This is a genomic window from Paenibacillus mucilaginosus 3016 (assembly GCF_000250655.1).
GTDB lineage: Bacteria > Bacillota > Bacilli > Paenibacillales > NBRC-103111 > Paenibacillus_G > Paenibacillus_G mucilaginosus.
The window spans coordinates 6,616,096-6,633,388 of sequence record NC_016935.1 but is presented as its reverse complement, the minus strand read 5'-3'; the positions used below and the strand labels follow the sequence as shown (position 1 = coordinate 6,633,388).

General features: G+C 60.3%; 16 protein-coding genes and 1 pseudogene. 14 read left to right on the top strand and 3 right to left on the bottom strand.

Annotated elements, in window-relative coordinates; all coding sequences use genetic code 11:
- The first annotated feature begins 6 nt into the window (after window positions 1–6).
- The 6 genes from nirD to holA all read left to right on the top strand — a co-directional run bounded on the left by nirD (window position 7) and on the right by holA (window position 6,026).
- On the top strand, window positions 7–342 hold the full coding sequence (gene nirD / locus PM3016_RS27395; protein ID WP_013917856.1) for a nitrite reductase small subunit NirD: 336 nt from the start codon (window positions 7–9) through the stop codon (window positions 340–342).
- Between the two features lie 111 nt (window positions 343–453).
- Window positions 454–1,323, top strand: coding sequence for a formate/nitrite transporter family protein (locus tag PM3016_RS27390; RefSeq protein WP_013917855.1), 870 nt, complete (start codon window positions 454–456; stop codon window positions 1,321–1,323).
- Between the two features lie 173 nt (window positions 1,324–1,496).
- Window positions 1,497–2,423 carry an EamA family transporter gene (locus PM3016_RS27385; RefSeq protein WP_236628764.1) on the top strand — a complete coding sequence of 309 codons (927 nt, stop codon included), beginning with the start codon at window positions 1,497–1,499 and terminating at the stop codon, window positions 2,421–2,423.
- A 328-nt stretch (window positions 2,424–2,751) separates the two neighbouring features.
- The gene (locus tag PM3016_RS27375; RefSeq protein ID WP_014371681.1) at window positions 2,752–3,309 is read left to right on the top strand and encodes an RNA polymerase sigma factor; all 558 of its coding nucleotides are present in this window, start codon (window positions 2,752–2,754) and stop codon (window positions 3,307–3,309) included.
- 82 nt (window positions 3,310–3,391) lie between these two features.
- The gene (locus PM3016_RS27370) at window positions 3,392–4,753 is read left to right on the top strand and encodes a zf-HC2 domain-containing protein (RefSeq protein ID WP_014371680.1); all 1,362 of its coding nucleotides are present in this window, start codon (window positions 3,392–3,394) and stop codon (window positions 4,751–4,753) included.
- Window positions 4,754–5,006: 253 nt separating this feature from the next.
- Window positions 5,007–6,026, top strand: coding sequence for a DNA polymerase III subunit delta (holA, locus tag PM3016_RS27365; protein ID WP_013917851.1), 1,020 nt, complete (start codon window positions 5,007–5,009; stop codon window positions 6,024–6,026).
- Between the two features lie 191 nt (window positions 6,027–6,217).
- On the opposite strand, the gene rpsT is transcribed toward holA, so the two are convergent.
- Window positions 6,218–6,490, bottom strand: a complete 273-nt coding sequence (gene rpsT, locus PM3016_RS27360) for a 30S ribosomal protein S20 (RefSeq protein WP_013917850.1) — start codon at window positions 6,488–6,490, stop codon at window positions 6,218–6,220.
- Between the two features lie 193 nt (window positions 6,491–6,683).
- On the opposite strand from rpsT, the gene gpr reads away from it, so the two are divergent.
- Window positions 6,684–7,682: a GPR endopeptidase gene (gene gpr, locus PM3016_RS27355; RefSeq protein WP_013917849.1), complete on the top strand. Its 999-nt coding sequence runs from the start codon at window positions 6,684–6,686 to the stop codon at window positions 7,680–7,682.
- A 171-nt stretch (window positions 7,683–7,853) separates the two neighbouring features.
- On the opposite strand, the pseudogene PM3016_RS37635 reads toward gpr, so the two are convergent.
- A pseudogene (locus PM3016_RS37635) lies at window positions 7,854–8,096 on the bottom strand (methyl-accepting chemotaxis protein); the annotation flags it as partial.
- On the bottom strand, window positions 7,993–8,535 hold the full coding sequence (locus PM3016_RS41490) for a methyl-accepting chemotaxis protein (protein ID WP_420798976.1): 543 nt from the start codon (window positions 8,533–8,535) through the stop codon (window positions 7,993–7,995). The gene PM3016_RS41490 and the pseudogene PM3016_RS37635, both read right to left, overlap by 104 nt.
- A gap of 228 nt (window positions 8,536–8,763) precedes the next feature.
- On the opposite strand from PM3016_RS41490, the gene PM3016_RS27345 reads away from it, so the two are divergent.
- The 7 genes from PM3016_RS27345 (at window position 8,764) to PM3016_RS27315 (ending at window position 17,228) form a co-directional block, all read left to right on the top strand.
- Complete coding sequence (locus PM3016_RS27345) at window positions 8,764–10,011, top strand: stage II sporulation protein P (protein WP_013917846.1); 1,248 nt, start codon at window positions 8,764–8,766, stop codon at window positions 10,009–10,011.
- Between the two features lie 57 nt (window positions 10,012–10,068).
- On the top strand, window positions 10,069–10,440 hold the full coding sequence (locus PM3016_RS27340) for a hypothetical protein (RefSeq protein WP_014371676.1): 372 nt from the start codon (window positions 10,069–10,071) through the stop codon (window positions 10,438–10,440).
- 202 nt (window positions 10,441–10,642) lie between these two features.
- Entirely contained in the window at window positions 10,643–12,457 is a 1,815-nt protein-coding gene (gene lepA / locus PM3016_RS27335) for a translation elongation factor 4 (RefSeq protein WP_014371675.1), read from the top strand.
- A 166-nt stretch (window positions 12,458–12,623) separates the two neighbouring features.
- Window positions 12,624–13,793, top strand: coding sequence for a radical SAM family heme chaperone HemW (gene hemW, locus PM3016_RS27330; protein ID WP_014652295.1), 1,170 nt, complete (start codon window positions 12,624–12,626; stop codon window positions 13,791–13,793).
- Window positions 13,794–13,994: 201 nt separating this feature from the next.
- Window positions 13,995–14,462 carry an N-acetyltransferase gene (locus PM3016_RS27325; protein WP_013917841.1) on the top strand — a complete coding sequence of 156 codons (468 nt, stop codon included), beginning with the start codon at window positions 13,995–13,997 and terminating at the stop codon, window positions 14,460–14,462.
- 190 nt (window positions 14,463–14,652) lie between these two features.
- The gene (gene hrcA / locus PM3016_RS27320; RefSeq protein WP_013917840.1) at window positions 14,653–15,687 is read left to right on the top strand and encodes a heat-inducible transcriptional repressor HrcA; all 1,035 of its coding nucleotides are present in this window, start codon (window positions 14,653–14,655) and stop codon (window positions 15,685–15,687) included.
- On the top strand, window positions 15,684–17,228 hold the full coding sequence (locus PM3016_RS27315) for a TCP-1/cpn60 chaperonin family protein (RefSeq protein WP_013917839.1): 1,545 nt from the start codon (window positions 15,684–15,686) through the stop codon (window positions 17,226–17,228). Before hrcA ends, PM3016_RS27315 begins: the two co-directional genes overlap by 4 nt.
- Window positions 17,229–17,293: the final 65 nt, after the last annotated feature.

The following is a 17,293-nucleotide window of genomic DNA, read 5'->3' as shown; positions in this document are numbered from 1 at the left end:
ACATAGATGAAAAGAGTAGTAGTGGGACACAGCTCTGAGGTAACCGAAAGAAGATCGCGGATCGTCCATGTGGACGGTGTGGAGATCGCCATCTTCAAATTGACGGGCGGCAAGCTCCGGGCGATCGAGAATCTTTGCCCGCACAAGAACGGCAAGCTCTCCGAAGGCATTGTCTGCGACCACCACGTCTTCTGCCCGCTGCATGACTGGAAAATCAACCTCAACGACGGGCTGGTACAGGAGCCGGATGAAGGCTGTGTACGGACGTACAGCGTAGAGGTGGAAGAAGCAACCGGCAATATCATCCTCCTCGTGGAGCAGGGAAGCTCCCTGGCGTCTTAAACCGGATGCCGCCCGGGAGGCGGTGTCTCCCATAGAGCACAAGCAGATCCGCCCCGCCGCGTACCACCGGCACGGGGCGGTTTCTGACATTTGTACTGAAGGAGGCTGACCATGGATTATGTGAAACCGGACCAGGTGGTGGGCTCTATGGTCCAATCCGGCGCGGCGAAGGCGGCACTCGGTGTGAAGGATGCGCTGCTGAGGGGGTTCCTCGGGGGCGCGATCCTCGCTTTCGCCACCACGCTGGCCTATACGGCCGCAGCACAGACCAAGCTGCCGCTGATCGGTGCGCTGGTGTTTCCCATCGGGTTTGTCATCATCATTCTGCTCGGCCTGGAGCTGGTGACCGGCAGCTTCGCGCTTATTCCGCTGGCGGTGTTGGAGAAGAAAGCGACCGTCCGCTCCATGCTCGCCAATTTCTTCTGGGTGATCCTGGGGCATCTGCTGGGGTCCGCCGTGTACGCGGCCCTGTTCTATGCGGCGGTAACGAATTTTGGACATATCCAGGATCAGAATGTGATCCAGACGATCATCAAGACGGCCGAGACGAAGACGAACGGGTATGCGGCCCTCGGTTACGACGGGCTGGCCGCGGTGTTCGCCAAAGCGGTGCTCTGCAACTGGATGGTCACGCTGGGAGCGGTCATGGCGATGACGGCCCAGTCCACGTCAGGCAAGATTCTGGCGATGTGGCTTCCGATTCTTACGTTTTTTGCCCAGGGATTCGAGCACGCGGTCGTGAACATGTTCGTAATTCCGGCGGGCATGATGTATGGGGCGAATGTGACGCTCGGCGGATGGTGGCTGTGGAACCAGCTGCCGGTCCTGCTCGGCAACTTTGCCGGGGGTCTGATCTTCACCGGGCTGTTCCTTTACTACACGCATTCCCAGAAAAAGAAGAGTTCCGCAGCTGAGCCGGCGGCTTCCGCCGTCCCGGGGAAGGTGGAGCTCCTGGCTGCACCCGCTGCACACCGCCGCTAGGCGGGTGCAGTTTTTTTCGTATAGGCAGGAAGGGAGCGGACGGACATTTGTCCTTGAATAACCGCAGGGGTTCTGATATATTCAATCCTTGGCAGGCCCCGGCGTACCGGGGTGCTGCGGGTGGGAGAGGGATTGCAAGACAAGTTGAGTGATTAGGAATGTTCAATGCACGTTTGAGAGCAAGTCTGCTCGTGCTGCTGGGCGCCGCCTCTTACGGCGTGCTGTCCACCTTCGTGAAGCTGGCGTATGCCGACGGGTTCACGCCGGGCGAGGTGACCGGCAGCCAAGTGCTGCTCGGCTGCGCTGTAACCTGGCTGCTGGTGCTGCTTGGCAGCGGCAGAGGGATCCCGTCCATCGCACCGCGTGTACGGTGGAAGCTGATCGGCAGCGGCGTCTTCACGGGACTGACTGGCGTGTTCTACTATTATGCGCTGCAGTCGCTGGACGCTTCCTTCGCCGTCCTACTCTTGTTCCAGTTCACCTGGATGGGGCTGGTGGCGGACTGGGTGCTTCAGGGCCGGGTACCGACACGCTACCGTGTGGCCGGGATCGTTATCGTACTGGCGGGCACAGCGCTGGCCTCCGGTGTGCTGGACGGCTCGCTGCTGGACCGCGTATCTCCTTCGGGGATCGGTCTCGGGCTGGCCGCCGCGGCGAGCTATACGCTCTTCATCTACTTCAGCGGCAAGGTGGCCGTTCAGGTGCCTGCGCTCTGGAGAAGCGCCTGGATGCTGACCGGGGCTTCCCTTGGGGTGTCGGTCGTGTATCCTCCGCAGTTCCTGTGGAACGGCGCACTCGGTAACGGCCTGCTGATGTGGGGGTTCCTGCTCGGACTCTTCGGGATGATTCTTCCTTCCTATTTATATGCGAAGGGGGCGCCCCGCCTCGATACGGGTCTTACAGCGATCCTTGGCGCGATAGAGCTGCCGGTTGTCATCCTGTGCTCTTCCCTGCTGCTTCATGAGCGGACGGGAATCACGGAGTGGCTCGGGATCGCGCTGATCCTGGCCGGCATCGTCTTCTCGGAGCGAAGCGGAAGCGGGAAGAACCGCGAGCCTGAAGCCGCCGTACCCGCGGGTACGGAAGAACTGAAGGTTTGATTGCGATCGGGGGCGGCGGTGAGCCGCTCCCAGCGGCAGGAGTTTGATTTTTGCTGCTTCATGCTTATCGGACGGTATAGAGTACACGGCGGACCTTGCGTAAGCTTCCTCTCGGAGGCGGACGGACGGTCCGCTTTTTTGTGTAACGGCACCGAAACAAAACAGGCGTCTGCACGTATAATAGGTGACAAAATTTGGCTGAAGGGGACGGGCGGGTCACCCTATCCGTACATAAAGGAATTTGATATGCTGGTAGAGTTATCGGAAGAGAGCTGCAACATTTTTGCGGCCCCGCACGTTTATAAGGTTGCAAGAGAGGGGGATCCCAGTGGTAGCGCCTGAATTAATCAAGGCTGCCCAGTCGGGCGATCGCGACGCTCTAATTACCCTACTGCGTGAAATAGAAACCCATGTGTACCGCACAGCCTATTACATTCTTGGGAATGAACAGGATGCGATGGATGCGGCACAGGAAGCGTTAATCCGGATTTATACGAAGATCGGGTCTTATGAAGAGAAAGCCCAGTTCAAAACCTGGGTGCAGCGCATTGTGACGAATCTGTGTATCGACAAGTTCCGCAGAGCGAAGCCGACGGTGTCCATCGAACAGCATGACCTCACCTTTACCGACCACAAGAGCGTGGAAGATGAGGTGCTGTCCGCTTACGTCGCCCAGGATATCCGGGAGGCGATCGACAAGCTGCCGGAGCATCACCGCTCCGTCGTCGTGCTGAGGTATCTGCAGGACTTCTCTTATAATGAAATTGCGGAGTCGCTGGACCTGCCGATCAATACGGTGAAGTCGTATTTGTTCCGGGCCAGGCAGCAGCTCCAGACGATCCTCGGAGAGTACAAGAAGCCGAGCCGGGACGCGGTTCGGGGGTAATGATCATGAGCAGAGAGAGAGTATTGGAATCAAACATGAGATCAAGGGATACAGCCACAACGCAGAAAGGTAGTGTACGGGGATGATGTGTCAAGAGGTGATCGAACTGATGCAGAGGTACCTAGACAGGGATCTCGACGAGACGGAATACCGCCGGATGCTGGTGCATCTGGAAGCCTGTCCGGACTGCACGGAGCTGTTCGAGCGTCTTGTGAACGTTTCTCAGGAGCTCGAAAGCCTGCCGAAGGTGCTGCCTCCGTTCTCCCTGGTCGACGCCATTCTGCCAAAGCTGGAAGAGCTGGAAGCGCAGGGGATGGATACTGCGGAGAAGGGACTGGCGGCCGGCATGGAGAAGGCGCCGTCCGCGCCTCCGGCAGCCGCGGAGCCGCGGCTGGCTCCGCGGCCGGAGCGGGGGAGCTGGCGCAAGAACGTGCGGGAATGGGTTTCGTTCCCGGTCTTTGGCGGCGTAGTGGCCGCGGGGCTGGTGCTGGGATTCTTCCTGTTCGGCCAGGGACAGCCGGGACAAGATGCCGATCAACTTCTTAGCGGGTTTACTGGCAGCAGCGCTCAAGAGAGTGCCTCTCCGGCACCGGCGGCCGCTGGGGCGGCGGAGCAGAATGCGGCAGGCGGCGGTGCCGGCCAGAACGGCGGCGGGGAACCGCCCAAGGCGGATGCCTTGAATCCGCCGGCTGTGACGGATGAGGTGAAGCCGGCCGACGGCGCGAATACGAACACCGGCAGCACGGCACCGGAGGGCGAACAACCGGCGCCTCCGGCAGGCTCGACCACGAAGCAGCCTGCGGGTACCGAGGCTAAGGAAGCTCCGGCCCCCAAGCAGGAGCAGCCGTCGCAGAGGGCGGCGTCAAAGAACCAGCCGGCTCTGCCGCCGAAGACGGAAGAGACCGGCACCGGCCAGCAAGCTGAAGTCGTGCCGCCGGCGGGTGCAGCCAAGGAACCGGCGTCTAGCGAGCCGGCAGCGCCTGAAGGCGCCGCGGCAGGCAGCGGGGAGCAGGAGTCTGCCGGTGAGCCTTCCGGCGAAGCGGCAGATACGTTCCGCGCGGCCGAGGGCGGCAGTGAAGGCAGTGCGCAGTCGCTGACGGCACCCGATGCCAAGTCCCCGCCGGAAGCGCCGGGTGGAACGGGGGAGAGCACTTCCCTTATGGGCGGCAGCAGCATTCGTTCCGCAGTGCCGGTTCATGAGCTGGCCGCCGAAGGCGGAGCTTATACGGCCGTCGTGGCAGACGGCAAGGTACAGATTAAGGATAAGGACGGCAAGCTGGTCTTCACGAGCATGGACTGGTCGGACGCCGACCGGATCGACCTCAAGAAGTGGTCGGACGGCAAGCTGACCTACCACGTCGAGATGGAGACCGGCGGCCAGATCCGCTGCTTTATCGTGGATGCCAAGGCGGGCACCGAAGCCGAAGCGAAGAAAACGCCGTAGTCCGGCATCGTCTGACGGATCGGATGCAAATCATGCACACTTTCGGCCCTCGCGGCGTATACTGAACTATACAGAATTCATCGATCCACGTCGTATGACCACCTCACCCCGGGTTTCTAGAGCCCGGAACGGGGTGTTTATATAGATGGGTTTCGGGCAAAGGGATTAGGTCAAACCCTCCGGGGTTTTGACGTAATCCCTTTGTTGTTGTTATCATGGGAGCATAGAAGAAGAACGGGGTGCATCGCGCAGGATGGATTATAAAACGGCAGTAAAGCGGATCGGCCGGGGAGAGATTGCACCGATCTATGTGTGCTACGGGGGCGAGACCTACCTGATTCAGGAGCTGATCTCCCGGCTGACGGACAAGCTGGTGGAGCCCGAACACAGGGCCTTCGCCGTGACGAGATACGATCTGGCGGAGACGCCGGTGGAGTCGGTTATCGAGGAGGCGGAGACGCTTCCGTTCATGGTGCCGCGCAAGCTCGTTGTGGCGTCGAACGCCCTGTTCCTGACAGGAGCCAAGGAGAGCAACAAAGTCGAGCACCGGCTGGAGAAGCTGTCCGAATACATGAAGTCTCCGGTCGATTATTCGGTGCTGATCTTCACGGTGGACGCGGAGAAGCTCGATGAGCGCAAGAAAATTGTCAAGTCGCTGAAAGAGGCGGATGTGCTTGTGCCCTGCACGATGCTCTCCGCCGATGAGCTGACCCAGTGGGTGACGCAGGAAGCAAAGCGCCGCGGGTTCGAGTTCGCGCCGGGCGTTGTGGACCGGCTCATTCTCTATACGGGTACAAGCCTGCAGGCGCTGACGAAGGAAGTGGAGAAGTGTGCGCTCTTCGCAGGCCAGGGCGGGACGCTGACGGCGGATGATCTCGAGCAGCTGGTCAGCCGCACGACGGAGCAGAACATCTTCCAGCTCATCGAGCATATCGTTCAGATGCAGATGGATCCGGCGTTCACCATGCTCAGCGAGCTCCTGCGGCGTAAAGAAGAGCCGATCAAGATCGTCATGCTGGTGGCCCGGCAGTTCCGGATCATGTTCCAGGTCAAGGACCTGATGAGCCAGGGGTATTCGCAGCAGCAGATCGCAAGCCAGATCGGCCTTCATCCCTATGGCGTCAAGATTGCGGCGGGGCAGGCGAACCGGTTCGACCTCAAGCGGCTCGGGTCGATCCTGCAGCAGCTGGCGGACCTTGACTTTCAGATGAAGAGCGGCCGGATCGACAAAGTGCTCGGTCTCGAGCTGTTCCTGCTCAGGCTGGCTTCCTGAAGGTGCAGGCTTGAAGGTTGCCTGGCAGGCGAGAGTATAATAGAAGAACAAGCAAAAAGATCCTCCCCGGAAACCCGAAGGGAGGATCTTTTTTGTGTGATGGAAAGCTGATCTCACTGCGCCTGCCTGTAAAAAGAATAAACGCGCACCGTTCTAAGAACGGTACGCGTTTATTTATCGCTTTGCAAGCATTACGCTTGAGCGGAAAGAGCGTTAAGCTTTTTCGCCAGGCGGGACTTCTTGCGGGCTGCGGCGTTTTTATGGATCAAGCCTTTAGTCGCGGCTTTGTCCAGCTTTTGGCTGGCAGCGATCAGAGCGGCTTTAGCCGTTTCCACGTTAGAGCCTGCTGCAGCTGTCTCGAAAGACTTCACAGCCGTGCGGAGAGCGGATTTATGAGATGCGTTGCGCAGACGGCGCTTCTCGCTCACTTTCACGCGTTTGATTGCGGATTTAATGTTTGGCATTGACGATTCACCTCCTACTACAACTTGCAAAAGACACAAAAAAGCGGTCTATTGACAACTCTTGATATTCTAACATGAGCCCATCCAAATTGCAATAGAGTGTGGGAAAGCCTGCAAAACTTTTGCATAACGGCTCTTTCGGCTTGGCACAATAAACCGAGGAAGAGTGCACCAGATGAAAGGAGATGGGTTCATGAGTCTCGACCTGAGCGAATATTCGGTCCGCACCGACCTGGCCTTGGAGGCGCATGATATGGCCTCGGCGGGAGGAACGCTGATTCCGGGATTACATAAGACCAATTATGACGAGGATGGAATCCGGGTCTCCCTCATTGATATCACCACACCCGAAGCTTCGCAGACGATCGGCAAGCTGCCGGGGCATTACATTACGATCGACGTGCCGGAGCTGCGCAAAAAGGATACGGAGCTGCAGGACCGGGTGGCGACCCTGTTCGCCAAAGAATTCGAACGCTTCCTGCAGAAGCTGAATATCGGGCCGAATGCCAGCGTGCTGATCGTCGGCCTCGGGAACTGGAACGTGACGCCGGATGCGCTCGGACCGATGGTCGTAGAGAACGTGATGGTCACCCGGCACTTCTTCGAGCTGATGCCCGGCCAGGTTTCCCCGGGGTACCGGCCGGTGAGTGCCGTGGCACCGGGCGTACTGGGAACGACCGGAATCGAGACCGGCGAGATCGCCCAAGGGATCGTGGACCGCTCGAAGCCGGATCTCGTGATCGCGATCGATGCGCTGGCGTCCCGCTCGCTCGAGCGCGTGAACACGACGATCCAGATCGCCGACACGGGCATCCACCCGGGCTCCGGGATCGGCAACAAGCGCAAGGGCCTTACCATCGACACGCTCGGTGTGCCCTGCATTGCAATCGGCGTGCCGACCGTGGTGTATGCCTCCACGATCGTGAACAACGCTTTCGACATGATGCACAACCACTTCCAGAAGCAGACCTCCAACACGGGCCACATCCTCGGCCTGCTGGATGCGATGCAGGAAGGGGAGCGGCTGCAGCTCGTGAAGGAAGTCCTGAACCCGCTCGGCCACGATCTGCTGGTTACGCCGAAGGAGATCGACCAGTTCATCGAGGACATTGCGAACATCATCGCGAACGGCCTCAATGCGGCGCTGCATGAAGCGGTGGACACGAATAACGTATCGGCTTATACCCACTGAACGGCTCCGTACGACCGGAAGGTGGGACCAAGCACAAGGGGCATCCGGCCTGCTGCGGCAGGTGGATGCCTCTTTATGTTGCACAGCCGGCCTGCTTGGCGCTGCCGCGTGTCGGGTGGTTCTGAACCGGCGCAGCATGCGTCCGAGCTCATCGGCCATGGAGGAGAGCTGCGCGCTCGAGTGGGCGAACTCCTGCATGGAGGCGAGCTGCTCTTCGGCGGCGGAGGAGGCGGCGCACTGCTCGGCCAGCTTGCGGATCTCCGCTGCGACGACCGAGAAGCCCTGCCCGTGTACTCCGGCCCGTGCCGCTTCAATACCGGCATTCAGTGCGAGCATATTCGTCTGAACGGCCACGGCACGGATGACGCGGTTCATCTCCGTGATTTCCACGGAGCGGGCCGCAAGGCTTTCGATAACCGTTCATGCGGGCAGTCATCGTATCCACGCAGTCCATCCCCTCCACTGCGGATTGAATCGCCTGAAGACCGGAAGCGGTCTGTGTTTCTGCGGATTGGGCCTCAGCTGCTGCTTGATCCGTATCCCTGGCCATCCGGTCCACTTGAACGCTCATTTCGTCCACGGCTTGCTTGGAAGCGTGGACTGATGCCGTCTGGCGTTCCGTCTGGGAGGCCAGCTCCTGCATGAGCTCGGCGATATGTCCTGTGACGCCGGAGGTCGTCCCCGCACTGGCGGTAAGCCGCTCGCTGCTCGCCGCAACCTGCGCGGAGCTCTCATCGACCTCCCGGATCAGCGTCTTCAGCGAGCCCACCATGGTGCTGAAGCTCTGCGCCAGGACGCCGACTTCGTCCCGGGAAGACGTCCTGACTTCTACGGTCAGATCGCACTGGGCGATCCGGTCGGTCAGCTCTGCGAGCCTGCGGATCGGCCGGGAGAGCGCCCGGGCGAGTCAGAAGCCCGAAGCTGAGACCCAGTTTGCAGCTTAAGGACAGGTTTCTCTCCCGGATTTGATTCTATCATGCGCCTCTATCGGCATAGTCGTTCTATTCTTCTTTTTTGGTTCTACCCTCCGGCCTCCGCTCATAGAGTTAGATAGTAGAGAAGGGCTGAAGGAGGAAGGGCTATGATGAAATGGTCAGCCGTAACGGCAAGCTGGAGCAGGTATAAAAAAACGGGACAAGCCATCGGCGTGTACACGCGCACGCTTACGATTCTGATGACGGGAAGCCTGGTGTTTTTCCTGGGACTCGGGGTCCTCGGGTATATGCAGTCGAAGCTGACGGGGACGGCGCCGTCCTCCTCCATGAAGGGGCTGGCAGCCTCGGTATCGAGCCGGTTTTTCATGGATATGATGGGGATGGAGGTGCCGCATCTCCAGGCGGACCGGCAGTCGTTCACCTTCTCCCAGTCGAACATCTCGGGCTTTCTCTTCTCGCTCGTCACGGATATCAATCCGGATGATCCGAAGACGCTGATTGCCCGCGAGATGCCGGGGATGGACCGGCCGGTGGTGCTGAGCACGCCGCAGGGAGGACTCGTCGTCGACTCGCCGGAGGATTACGGGCCGACGTCCCAGGACCTCTTCAAAGGGGAGAACGTCGGGGAGGCGGGCTCCATTACCGCGAACCCGGGAGGCGAAGAAGGGCCGGTGATGGGACCTGCGCTTCCGGCACAGGCCAAGCCGCCGAGCTCGGCGGGCAAGAACGTGGCTTTCATCTATCAGTCTCACAACCAGGAATCCTATCTTCCGGAGCTGCCGGGCGTCAAAGATCCGGACAAGGCGTACGACCCCAAGAAGAATGTGACGCTGGTCGGGCTGCGTCTGGCGCAGAGGCTGGAGAAGGAGGGCATCGGCGCGGTGCATTCGGACAAGAACTATCCCGCGATCGAGAAGACCTTCAATTACTACTATTCTTATAAGTACTCCTTCAAAACGCTGCAGGAGGCGATGGCAGGGCATCCCGACCTCGACTTCTACTTCGATATCCACCGTGATTCCCAGCGCAGGGACAAGACCACCGCCCGGATCGGCGGCAAGGATTACGCCCAGATCTATTTCATCATCGGGGGGAAGAACCCGAAGTGGAAGGAGAATTACGCCTTCGCGGAGCGGATCGACAAGGCGCTGCAGGAGAAGTATCCGGGCCTCTCCAAGGGGATCCACGCGAAGAGCGGTGAAGGCAACGGGGTGTATAACCAGAATTTTTCTCCGAACAGCGTATTAATCGAAGTCGGCGGAGTGGACAACACGCTGGAGGAATGCTACCGGACGGTCGACGCCCTGGCGGACGCGATCTCCGAGGTGATCCTGAACGCGGAGAAGGTCGATGCGAAACCGCAGGGCGAAGGAGACGGCAAAAAGCAGGGATAGCGGAGCCGGGGCCCGGAGAGGGCTCCCAGGACGATAACGGACAGGGGGACGATGGCGATGAAGGGGAATGCGGCGGTGATGTTCGGCGGGGTGGCGCTGGCCATGGGGTTCTGTATCTTCTTCGGCGTCTCCCTGGCCACGCAGGGAACCGAGCGGATCAACGGGCCGCTGGAGCGGGTGCAGACCGCCGTCCAGCCGCGGACTTACACCGCGGCCCCGGCCGGGAAGTCTGCGGCGCCCCAGCCGGTCAAGGAGGCGGCGGTGTCCCAGGTCAAAGGGAACGACCGGCCCCTGCCCCGCCCTGCGGAGGAGCCTGCCGCCGATACGGGAATCAACCGGCTCGGCAACAAGGCGGGCGAGCTGCTGCAGATCGTCACGCGCCACGGCATCAAGCTGTTCGTTTCGATGGTGGAGGCGGTGCTGGAATAGGGTCGGACTTAGGGAGGGAGCTCCGATTCGCGGCTTGAAGCTGTGGGCAGGGGGCTCTCTTTTTCATCGTCCATAAAGGGCGGCGAAGCCGTTGATCTCCCCTGGATGAAAGTCCATAGGCAGGGTACATTGATGCACGGCCCCACAACTGCTATAATAAGAAGTATTGTAAAAATTGCAGGTTAGTGAGGTTTAGCTGCCGATGGATATTCAGGCCAGACAGAAGAAGATCAGAAACTTTTGCATTATCGCCCATATTGACCACGGGAAATCCACGCTGGCGGACCGTATTCTCGAGTTTACCGGGGCGCTGACCTCGCGGGAGATGCAGGATCAGGTGCTCGACCAGATGGATCTCGAGCGCGAACGCGGCATTACGATCAAGCTGCAGGCTGTACGGCTGAACTACCGCGCCGACGACGGCGAGGATTATATATTGAACCTTATCGACACCCCTGGACACGTCGACTTCACGTATGAGGTCTCCCGAAGCCTGGCGGCCTGTGAAGGCGCGCTGCTCGTCGTGGATGCGGCGCAGGGGATCGAGGCGCAGACGCTGGCGAACGTGTACCTCGCGCTCGACAACAACCTCGAGATCCTTCCGGTCATCAACAAGATCGATCTGCCGAGCGCAGACCCTGAACGCGTGAAGACCGAGGTTGAGGATGTTATCGGCCTTGACGCGAGCGAAGCGGTACTGGCTTCCGCCAAGGCGGGGATCGGCATCAAGGAGATCCTCGAGCAGGTCGTCCAGAAGGTGCCGGCGCCGACCGGGCAGTCGGAGAACCCGCTGAAGGCGCTTATTTTCGACTCGCACTACGATCCGTACAAGGGCGTTATCGTCTACGTGCGGGTGGTAGACGGTTCGATCCGCGCGGGCTCGAAGATCAAGTTCATGGCGACCGAAGCGGTATTCGATGTCATCGAAGTCGGGGCGTTCAAGCCGCGGATGAGCACGGTGGAGTCGCTCGAAGTAGGCGACGTAGGCTTCATCGTGGCCGGGATCAAGAATGTCGGCGACACGCGGGTCGGGGACACGGTCACTGATGCGAAGAATCCGACGCCGGAGCCGCTGCCGGGCTACCGCAAGATCAACCCGATGGTGTTCTGCGGACTGTACCCGATCGAGACGAGCGACTACAACGACCTTCGCGAGGCGCTCGAGAAGCTGCAGCTCAACGATGCGTCGCTGAGCTTCGAGCCGGAGACCTCGACGGCGCTCGGCTTCGGCTTCCGCTGCGGCTTCCTCGGACTGCTGCACATGGACGTCATCCAGGAGCGGATCGAGCGCGAGTTCGATATTCCGCTGATCACGACGGCGCCGAGCGTGGTGTTCAAAGTGCATGAGACGAACGGCAACGTGCTGAACATCGAGAATCCGTCCCTGTTCCCGGAACCGGGCAAGATTGACTTCGTGGAGGAGCCTTACGTCAAGGCTTCGATCATCGTGCCGAAGGATTACGTCGGAACGATCATGGAGCTGTGCCAGAACAAGCGCGGCGAGTACAATACGATGGAATACCTCGATGCGACGCGGGTGACGCTGAAGTACGACATCCCTCTGTCCGAGATCGTGTACGACTTCTTCGACCAGTTGAAGTCGAGCACGCGGGGCTATGCCTCGTTCGACTATGAGGTGTCGGGCTACAAGCAGTCGAACCTCGTGAAGATGGACATCATGCTGAACGGCGAGCAGGTCGACGCCCTGTCGTTCATCGTGCACCGCGACCGCGCCTACAACCGCGGCCGCATCATCTGCGAGAAGCTGCGCGAGCTCATCCCGCGCCAGATGTTCGAGGTGCCGATCCAGGCGGCCATCGGCCAGAAGATCATCGCCCGCGAGACGGTCAAGGCGATGCGCAAGAACGTTCTTGCCAAGTGCTACGGGGGCGACATCTCCCGGAAGCGGAAGCTCCTCGAGAAGCAGAAAGAGGGCAAGAAGCGGATGAAGCAGGTCGGCAGCGTAGAGGTGCCGCAGGAAGCGTTCATGGCCGTCCTGAAGCTCGACGACAACTAAGACAGATACGCCGGCAGGTGCTTTCGGACTCCCCCCCTTGGCGGGGAGACCGGCACCTGCTTTTGATTTGGGGACGAAAGCCGGCGGCTTCGAGTCATCGGAGCCGGGCCGGGTAAATAAAAGAAGAGCGCCCGGACGGGCGCAGGAGGGAACGCCGATGCATAGAATGCACCTAGAACAAACGCCGGCGGCGGTATACATTCATATCCCGTTCTGTACGAACAAGTGCCATTACTGCGACTTCAATTCCTACGTGCTCAAGGGACAGCCGGTCATGGACTACCTGGAGGCGCTGGAGAGAGAGATGGCCGAGACGGTCCGCCTCGTCCCCCCGGGGGAGATTCAGACCATCTTTGTGGGCGGCGGGACGCCGACCGTGCTGACCCCCCCGCAGATGAAGGTGTTTCTGGACAGCGTGAAGCGCTATTTTCCGGATTGGTCGGAGCATATTGAATTCACCATGGAGGCGAATCCGGGCACGACGGACCTGGAGAAGCTCCAGGCGATGCGCGAGGGCGGGGTCAACCGCATCTCGTTCGGGGTGCAGTCGTTCGATAACGGGCTGCTGGAGGGCATCGGACGTATTCACAACACCGACGACGTCTACCGGAGTCTGGAGAATGCAAGGAAGGCCGGCTTCACGAACCTGTCAATCGACCTGATGTTCGGTCTGCCGGGCCAGACGCCGGAGATCATGCAGGATACGCTGACGAAGGCGCTCGCCTTGGACTTGCCCCACTATTCGATCTACAGCCTCAAGGTGGAGGAGAACACGCTGTTCCACACCCTCTATCAGCGCGGCGAACTGAAGCTGCCGGAAGAGGAAGCGGAGCTCGAGATGTTCCTCGCCCTGATGGAGCGGTTGAAGAGTGAAGGGTACGGGCAGTACGAGATCAGCAACTTTGCCAGGCCGGGCTACGAGAGCCGGCACAACGCGATGTACTGGCGCAACCAGAGCTATTACGGCCTGGGCGCCGGGGCGCACGGGTATGTGCACGGCCTCCGTCACGTCAATATCAAGGGCGTTCAGCCGTATATCGATGCGACGCGCAAAGGGCGTCCCCTCCTGAGCACCGAAGAGATCCTTGCCGATGAGGCCATGGAGGATTTCATGATGGTGGGGCTGCGGATGCTGCAGGGCGTGAAGCGGGATGACTTTGAGACCCAGTTCGGCGTTTCTCTCGAATCCGTCTTCGGCGATGTGCTCGGCAAGCTGTGCGGCAAGGGGCTGCTGGAGAACACGGGGGATGGATACCGTCTGAGCTCGCAGGGCATCCTGCTCGGCAACGAGGTGTTCGGTGAATTTTTGGGGCTCGCGGAGCAAAAAAAGGACTGACGGAGTAAAAAATGGGTTGATGGATTATACGTCGTGTTGTATATTTATTCATATGATTTTCTTCAGTTGATAGAGGCGGACGCCCCGAAGGGACGTTCGCGGATATCGACCTTGAGAAGAAGCGTCTGCTGGCTCCGCAGGGAGTATGCAGGGCCGGTTCTCTCTTGAAGGCAGACTTAGAGGAAATGGTGGGGATCTGCAATGACGACGACGTTAACCTGCCGCAAAGCGGTGGAGCAGGATATTGACAGACTGTATCATATTATTCAAGGGTATGCGGAAAAAGGAATTATGCTTCCGCGCACCCGGGAGACGCTCGCGGCACAGCTCGATACGTTCGTCGTTGCAGAGATCGGCGATGAGCTTGTAGGCTGCGGCTCTCTGACCCGGCTCGGCCAGGATCTCGTGGAGATCCGGTCGCTCGGTGTCACGGAAGGGCACAAGGGACAGGGGATCGGCAAAGCGATCGTCTCGCTGCTGGAGCAGGAGGCGAAAGCCCAAGGCATTCCGAAGCTGATGGCGCTGACCTATGAAGTCAAATTCTTTGAGCGCAGCGGGTTCACCGTCGTGCCGAAGGAGATCTTCCCGGAGAAGGTGTGGCGCGACTGCATCCACTGCAAAAAACAGCACTGCTGCGACGAAATCGCGGTGCTCAAACGACTGGATTGACTTGACACAGACCCTTTGGGTCTGTTATTTTTGTATTAGCTTAGCACTCACTTCGACGGAGTGCTAACGACAAGCCCGTCAGGGGGTTTTTCCTCTGCGCGGCCCTTTGTAATGTTCTTAAGCCAGTACAGCATGCGTGGGTTTATATAAGGAATAAGCAAGGTACCAATGGTTGAAGGTGGGATGAATTATGTTGACCGAACGCCAGCGACAGATCCTCAGTGCCATCGTAGATGACTATATTCGTTCAGCAGAGCCGGTCGGCTCCCGCAGCATCTCCAAGCGCGGTAATGTGGGGTTCTCCCCCGCCACCATTCGTAACGAAATGTCCGACCTTGAGGAGATGGGCTTCCTGGAGCAGCCGCATACGTCGGCCGGCCGGATTCCTTCGCATAAGGGCTACCGGTATTACGTGGATCACCTGATGACGTATGCCGCGAATCAGGAGTTTCAAGAGGTGGACCTCATCAAGCGGTTTTTTGCGGACAAAATGCAGGAGATGGAGCGGATCATCCAGCAGGTGGCGATGATTCTCTCGAATCTGACGAGCTATACGTCCATCGTCATGGGGCCCGAGATGCTCAGCACGACGATGAAGCACCTGCAGATCGTACCGCTGAATGAGCGTACGGCTGTGGCGATTATCGTAACGAACACCGGCCAGGTGGAGAACAAGACGGTGACGATTCCCGAGGGCATCCCGATGTCCGAGATCGAGAAGTTCGTCAACATCCTGAACGCCAGGCTGCAGAACGTACCGCTGCTGCATTTCAAATCGAAGCTCTACAGCGAGATCGCCGCGGAGATGAGCTCCTATGTTTCCGGCTACGAAGAGCTTCTCGGCATGATCGATGTCGTCACGAACAGAGACGAGGATGAGCGCATCTTCCTCGGCGGAACGACGAACATGCTGACGCAGCCGGAGTTCAAGGATGTCGATAAGGTGAAAAGCATCCTTGACCTTCTCGGCGAAGCGCCGCGCATTATTCAGCTCTTCGAAGGAGCGGCGGGAGCGGGCGGCATCCAGGTGCGGATCGGCAGCGAGAACAAGATGGAAGCCGTGAACGACTGCTCGCTCATTACCGCGTCCTACTCGATTGACGGACAGCTGCTCGGCACGATCGGCATTCTCGGGCCGACGCGGATGGACTACGCGCGGGTGATTCAGCTGCTCGATTACCTGTCGAAGGACATGACGAAGCTCATGGGAAGATGGTACAAATGAGCGGCGGCGTGAAACCGGCCGGCGGGGAAGGCGATGAGGCGTACGCGACGCTCCGCAACAACGCGGGGGCAATCCGGGCCATCACGTCCGCCGTCGAGGGGACGCTCGGACCGAAGGGGCTCGATACGATGCTCGTCGGCCCCCGGGGCGAAGTCATCATCACCAATGACGGGGTGACGATTCTCGAGCAGATGGATGTCACTCACCCGGCGGCGCGGCTGCTTATTCAGGTCGCCCGCTCCCAGCAGGAGCAGATCGGCGACGGGACGACGACCGCGACGGTGCTTGCCGGCGCGATCGTGGCCGAAGGCACCGCCCAGGTTACCCGGGGCGTGCCTGTAGCCAAGGTCGTGCGGGGCGTGCAGGAGGGCGTGGCCGCGGGGCTGCGCATGCTCGCGAAGCGGGCCCGTCCGCTCGAAGGGCTGGAAGACCCGCAGTTGTACTCGATCGCTTATGTCGCCGGACGCGAGAACGAAGACCTTGCCCGGCTCGTGATCGAGGGGGCGAAGAAGCTCGGCCTGCCGAAGATGCGGGATCCCCAGTTCCGCTTCTCGGATACGATCGTATCCCACAGCCGGGCCCGTAACGAAGTATGGCCCGGGCTGCTCATCCAGAAGCGCCCCGCGAACGCCCAGCCGGACTTCCCGCCGGACTCGGCCCGTGTGCTCCTGTTCCAGGATGCGTTCGAGCCCGAGTCGGTGCATGACGAGGCGCTGATGACCGACTCCGGCTTCCAGAAGCAGATGCAGCTGCGGGAGCAGTTCCGCTCCCTGCTGCCGAAGCTTGTGGAGCTGCAGGTCGGTTTCATCGCCTCGGACCGGGGCGTCGACCCCGAAGCCGAGCAGTTCTGCACGGACCACGGCATCATGGTCCTGCAGCGCATCTCCCGCGCGGATCTTCGGCGAATCGCCGACTACACCGGCGCGCGCCCGCTGCGGCGCACCGGTCTAGGCAAGCCGGCCGAAGAGCTGGCCGGGTATCTCGGCTACGCGGGCCACGTCTCCTACGACGAGCGGCTCGAGAGTGTCCGGATGGGCGAAGGCAAGGGCCGCGCCCAGGTCACGATCGTGGTCGGAGCCTCGACCAGCGAGGTGATCGGCGAACGCCTGCGGATCGCGAAGGACGCGGCATCAAGCGTCCAGGCGGCGCTGCGCGGCGGCTGTCTGCCCGGCGGCGGGTCCGCCGAAGCGGCCGTGGCCCATGAGCTCGAGCGCTACCGCGAGACGGTGCAGGGCATGGAAGGCTTCGGCATCGCCGCCGTCGCCGAAGCGCTGCGCCGGCCGCTGGCCCAGATCGTCGTCAATGCGGGGTACAACCCGCTGGAGAAGGTCGAGGAGGTCAAGGCGGCGCAGATCGCCACGGGCAATGATGCGCTCGCGATCGACTGCGATACGGGCGCGGTGACCGACATGGCGGCGATCGGGGTCATGGACCCGGCCGATGTGAAGCTTCATGCGCTTCAGGCGGCCGGCGAAGTGGCGGCGGCGATCCTGCGCATTCACACGGTCATCAAGATGCGGCAGCCGCGGACCGAAGAGTAGGACGGGGCCGGCGGCCGCAAAGCCAAGGTTTGCATTCACTCTATCTATGGACACACTACTATAGA

Bases quoted from the DNA above. Each gene is read 5' to 3' on its own strand.
- hemW (WP_014652295.1), top strand. From the start codon at position 12,624: ATGCACCTAGAACAAACGCCGGCGGCGGTATACATTCATATCCCGTTC.
- gpr (WP_013917849.1), top strand. From the start codon at position 6,684: ATGAGTCTCGACCTGAGCGAATATTCGGTCCGCACCGACCTGGCCTTG.
- PM3016_RS27325 (WP_013917841.1), top strand. From the start codon at position 13,995: ATGACGACGACGTTAACCTGCCGCAAAGCGGTGGAGCAGGATATTGAC.
- nirD (WP_013917856.1), top strand. From the start codon at position 7: ATGAAAAGAGTAGTAGTGGGACACAGCTCTGAGGTAACCGAAAGAAGA.
- PM3016_RS27390 (WP_013917855.1), top strand. From the start codon at position 454: ATGGATTATGTGAAACCGGACCAGGTGGTGGGCTCTATGGTCCAATCC.
- lepA (WP_014371675.1), top strand. From the start codon at position 10,643: ATGGATATTCAGGCCAGACAGAAGAAGATCAGAAACTTTTGCATTATC.
- rpsT (WP_013917850.1), bottom strand. From the start codon at position 6,490: ATGCCAAACATTAAATCCGCAATCAAACGCGTGAAAGTGAGCGAGAAG.
- PM3016_RS27340 (WP_014371676.1), top strand. From the start codon at position 10,069: ATGAAGGGGAATGCGGCGGTGATGTTCGGCGGGGTGGCGCTGGCCATG.
- PM3016_RS27345 (WP_013917846.1), top strand. From the start codon at position 8,764: ATGATGAAATGGTCAGCCGTAACGGCAAGCTGGAGCAGGTATAAAAAA.
- PM3016_RS27315 (WP_013917839.1), top strand. From the start codon at position 15,684: ATGAGCGGCGGCGTGAAACCGGCCGGCGGGGAAGGCGATGAGGCGTAC.
- holA (WP_013917851.1), top strand. From the start codon at position 5,007: ATGGATTATAAAACGGCAGTAAAGCGGATCGGCCGGGGAGAGATTGCA.
- hrcA (WP_013917840.1), top strand. From the start codon at position 14,653: ATGTTGACCGAACGCCAGCGACAGATCCTCAGTGCCATCGTAGATGAC.
- PM3016_RS27370 (WP_014371680.1), top strand. From the start codon at position 3,392: ATGATGTGTCAAGAGGTGATCGAACTGATGCAGAGGTACCTAGACAGG.